This is a genomic window from Myxococcus sp. AB036A, from assembly GCF_006547355.1.
Lineage (GTDB): Bacteria > Myxococcota > Myxococcia > Myxococcales > Myxococcaceae > Myxococcus > Myxococcus virescens.
Genome location: NZ_VHLC01000201.1, coordinates 1 through 3,575, shown reverse-complemented (window position 1 = coordinate 3,575; position 3,575 = coordinate 1). Strand labels below are relative to the sequence as shown.

At 67.1% G+C, this 3,575-nt stretch carries 1 protein-coding gene and 2 pseudogenes; all 3 read right to left on the bottom strand.

Features of this window, described 5'->3' with window-relative positions; translation table 11 throughout:
- Nucleotides 1-906, bottom strand: a pseudogene (locus FL344_RS37930) (hypothetical protein); the annotation flags it as partial.
- A 693-nt stretch (nucleotides 907-1,599) separates the two neighbouring features.
- Complete coding sequence (locus FL344_RS37925) at nucleotides 1,600-2,520, bottom strand: DUF2381 family protein (protein ID WP_141621927.1); 921 nt, start codon at nucleotides 2,518-2,520, stop codon at nucleotides 1,600-1,602.
- Nucleotides 2,521-2,593: 73 nt separating this feature from the next.
- A pseudogene (locus FL344_RS37920) lies at nucleotides 2,594-3,575 on the bottom strand (serine/threonine protein kinase); the annotation flags it as partial.

Here is a 3,575-nt window from a genome sequence, read left to right as displayed (position 1 = left end):
CAGCCCCGCCACCGCGCCCCACGCGCCGCCCTCGCCGGGACGCCCGCCCCAGCCCACATTCGCCTGCAGCTCGAAGCCCCCCTCGGGATTGCGGCGCCGCACGAGCATGGCCGTCCCATCCAGATGGGCCAACGTCATCGGCTCCGACGTCCCTCCCGCCTTGCCCCAGTCATGCACCGCGGACAGCGCCAGCGTGTACTGCATGGGGTACGGCTGGCGGCCCACGAGGATGTGCTGCATGTCCAGGACGACTTCCGCCCCCATAAGACGCGCGCCCAGCACGTCCGACGCGAAGGCCTCGACGTACAAGGGCCTCAGCATCCCAGTCACGACCGCCCCGGCCGGGTGGTAGTCCGGGTTGCCCCGGTTGTTGTAGCGGCGCACCAGGTGCCCGGACAGCAGCGTGTAGGACTCCAACGCGCCCACCCACACGAAGTTCGGCGCGTCGCCTCCCACCATCAGGTTCTGCACGACCTGGCCCCAGTCGGAGAGCTCATCCCAGTCCTCCTTCCGCACCAGACTGGCGCCCTCTTCCGCGCCCCACATGCGCAGGCGCACGGGAGCGCCCAGCTCGAGCTGGAGCAGGCCTGGTTTGACGACCTCCAGCCGCGGATGCACCTGCAGGAAGCCTTCGTCCCTTCCGGCCCCTCTCCGCGGCAGCAGCGCCCATGTCGTGGTCTCCAGGCTCAGCCGGTTCGCCCAGCCAGAGCCCGAGCCGGACGTGGCCGGCTCCTCCTCGACCAGGGCATCCCCCTCGTCCATGGAAGGCTCGAGCAGTGCATCCCCATCTCCCTCAACGGGGTCGACTTCCTCCTCGGCCACGTAGTCTTCAGGATAGGCAATCTCCTCCGCCCACCCCGCTCCGGGTAACACCAACAGCAACACGACGGCCCAGCGCATGAACATCGACGTCTCCTGTGAAGGCCCCGAAGGCGGGGCAATAGACAGAGGCCTCCCGTTCAGTCCGGCAGGGCGCCGGGCTGCGGGGTGAATGCATTGCATTGCGGAAGTCGCCAGCAGGCCGGCCGGGTGAAACGACAAACAGACGTGTCACGTCACGGCGCCAGGAAGCCCAGCGCAGTCTCAACAGCAGACAAACGTGTCACGCCACGGCGCCAGGAAGCCTGGCTCCGCCCCAACAGCAGACAGACGTGTCGCGCGACGGAGCCAGGGCAAGGCCCGGCTCCGCTCATGACTCCAACCGCGAATTGGGATGACTGAGGAAGGGCTCCTCAGCGCCCGTCAGGCACGCGGCCCGACGAAGCGCAGACGGCCACACGGCGCACGACGACCGCCAGCACGCGCCTCACATGGCGGTGCGGGAGGTCCTCGGCGCAGCGCGAGAGCCCAACGCCCGTTTCGGAGTGGAGCTAGGAAGGCGGCTCAGGCGCGTCGCCTTCCGGGCGTACTCCGCAGCCACCAAGGAAGCGCGCAGTTACGCGCGCGCACTCCAGCACAGTGAGGAACACATCGCCTCCAGGGCACGTCAGAATGGACTAGACCAATAGGTCTAATCCATTGGACCCTAGATTGACATTCGGCACAAGCCCCCCCAATGCCGGGAACCCACGAAATGGCGTGGAGATAGTCCTCGCAGGGTTAAGGGAAGGTGACGTTGCCCAGGGTGACTGTGCGGCGCCCATCCGCGTCCCAGAGCTTCAGCGTGAAGGGGCCTTGAGGGGATTCGGACGCAGCCTCAGCCTCTACCACCACGCGCTGGTTCGTTGAACCTGGGGCAAGAGGGCCCGACTGCCACACTTGAAGTACCTTCAGCTCCTCGTTGGCCTTGCCCCGGAGCGTCGCACCTACTGCTGTCCACGGTTGGTCATCCCCCCGTGAATTGAGGGTGACCTCAACAGCCACCCTTCGGGCAGCGCGATATGCATAGACCCACTGCTTGACTGCGGCCCCTCCCGGGGCCTGGCTCACCCCCTTGGTCAGGTCGCGGTAGTCAACGCCTCGCTTGCTGAGGACTTCCGTCGAGATGAGTCCCGTCAGCCCGTCAGGAGCACTTCGCTCCGCGCGCAGGCGCTCATTCTCCTCTCGGCATTTCTCAGCCTCGATGCGCGCCAGACGGACTTCCTCCTGGTACGTCTCGACGCTCCTCTTGCGCCGATAGACCTCGACGAGCGCTTCTGACCGTGCAGGGTGCGCGACCAAGACAAACGTCGCACTCGCCGGGGCCGCCCCATCCTGAAAGCGCACCGTCAACTTGAGCCGCTCTCCTGCCGAGATCTTCTCGGACGGAATCAGGCGCAAGGTATTGAGCCCAGCGTCCACCATCGCGAAACGCTCGCGTCCCTCAAGCATCAGCCCCTCTCGGCTCACCTCCGAATCAAAGAGGAACACCGTCGAGAGGCCCGGGCTCACCGCCACTTCAACTGCGGGCTGGGCATCATCCGAGACCAGCTCGATTCGGCGAACGCTCAGCCCCACGGTGGATGAGGGCGACTGCGCCAGAGCTGCCCCCGCTCCTGAGAGAAGGAGGGAAAGCAGCACGGCCGACACGGAATGATGCACTCGACGTTTCTCCTGGACCAAGCCAGCGGCGACGTCGCTGGCAACTCACGAACGTCTGCCAGACAGCAACACTTCACTCAAATTCACTCACCGCCTTGACACCAACGGCAGAGAACACGCGCGCCCTACCCGTCTCCCCACCTCCACCCTCTATCTCCAGCCCGCGGTTGCCTGAGCTGTCAAACACCTCCAGGCACACGGGGAAGCTCTCTCCGCGAAATCGCGCTCGCGTCAGTCGGACATAGACGCGGTCGGCAATAATGAGCCGCCCCGACAGCGTGGCGTAGTCCGAGCCCACAATGATCTGTGCAGTGCCTTCTTTCACCGTTACGAATTTTGATGGCCCCCGGATAAAGCTCGCGCCCTCCTCGTCCCCAATGTCCATGCCCAGCTTCTTCATGCCCTTGGTGGCGCCTGCCGGGCACGGTTCGGGGTCCGGAGCCGGGCGCACCTGGGGACCGGAGCACGCGAACGTGGTGCAGAGGGCCGCCGTCGCCACGGCGCTGCTGACGCTCCTCGTGGCCTTCTTGGCAGGCACCGGCGGGGAGGAAGGGGTGTCACTCTTGGGTGTCGTCACGGTGGCAGTCACCTCGGGAAGCGTCGCGGGGGGAGCGACGGCCGCAGGTGTTGCCTCCGGCCCGGTGGGAGCTGCGGCCGGGGCAGCTTGAGGTTTCTTTGTATATGGCGCTACTTCTTGGCCGGGGACGCCCTGCGGCTGCGGTGAGTCCGTCCGCTGTGAGAAGTACGCCCCAGACGCGAGGGCCATGGCCAGCAGCCCCGCCCCCAGCACACGCCCCAGCCGGAGTCGCGAGAGAAACGAGCGCCGCCCTGCCTCGACGATGGGGGCCACAGGCGCCACTAGCAGCGCGGCGTCCGCCTCCCGTGCGGCTTCCGCCCCCACCCCGGCCTCGAGCGCCAAGCCCGGAAGCTGCGCCTCCACGGGCCGCGTGGCCGCAGGTACCAGCGGGGCCTCGGGCGGCAATGCCGCGGGCATGCCTTCGCCTGGGACTTCCGGCAGCTCCGGCCCCGGCGCCTTGCCACGACGCATCTGGCTC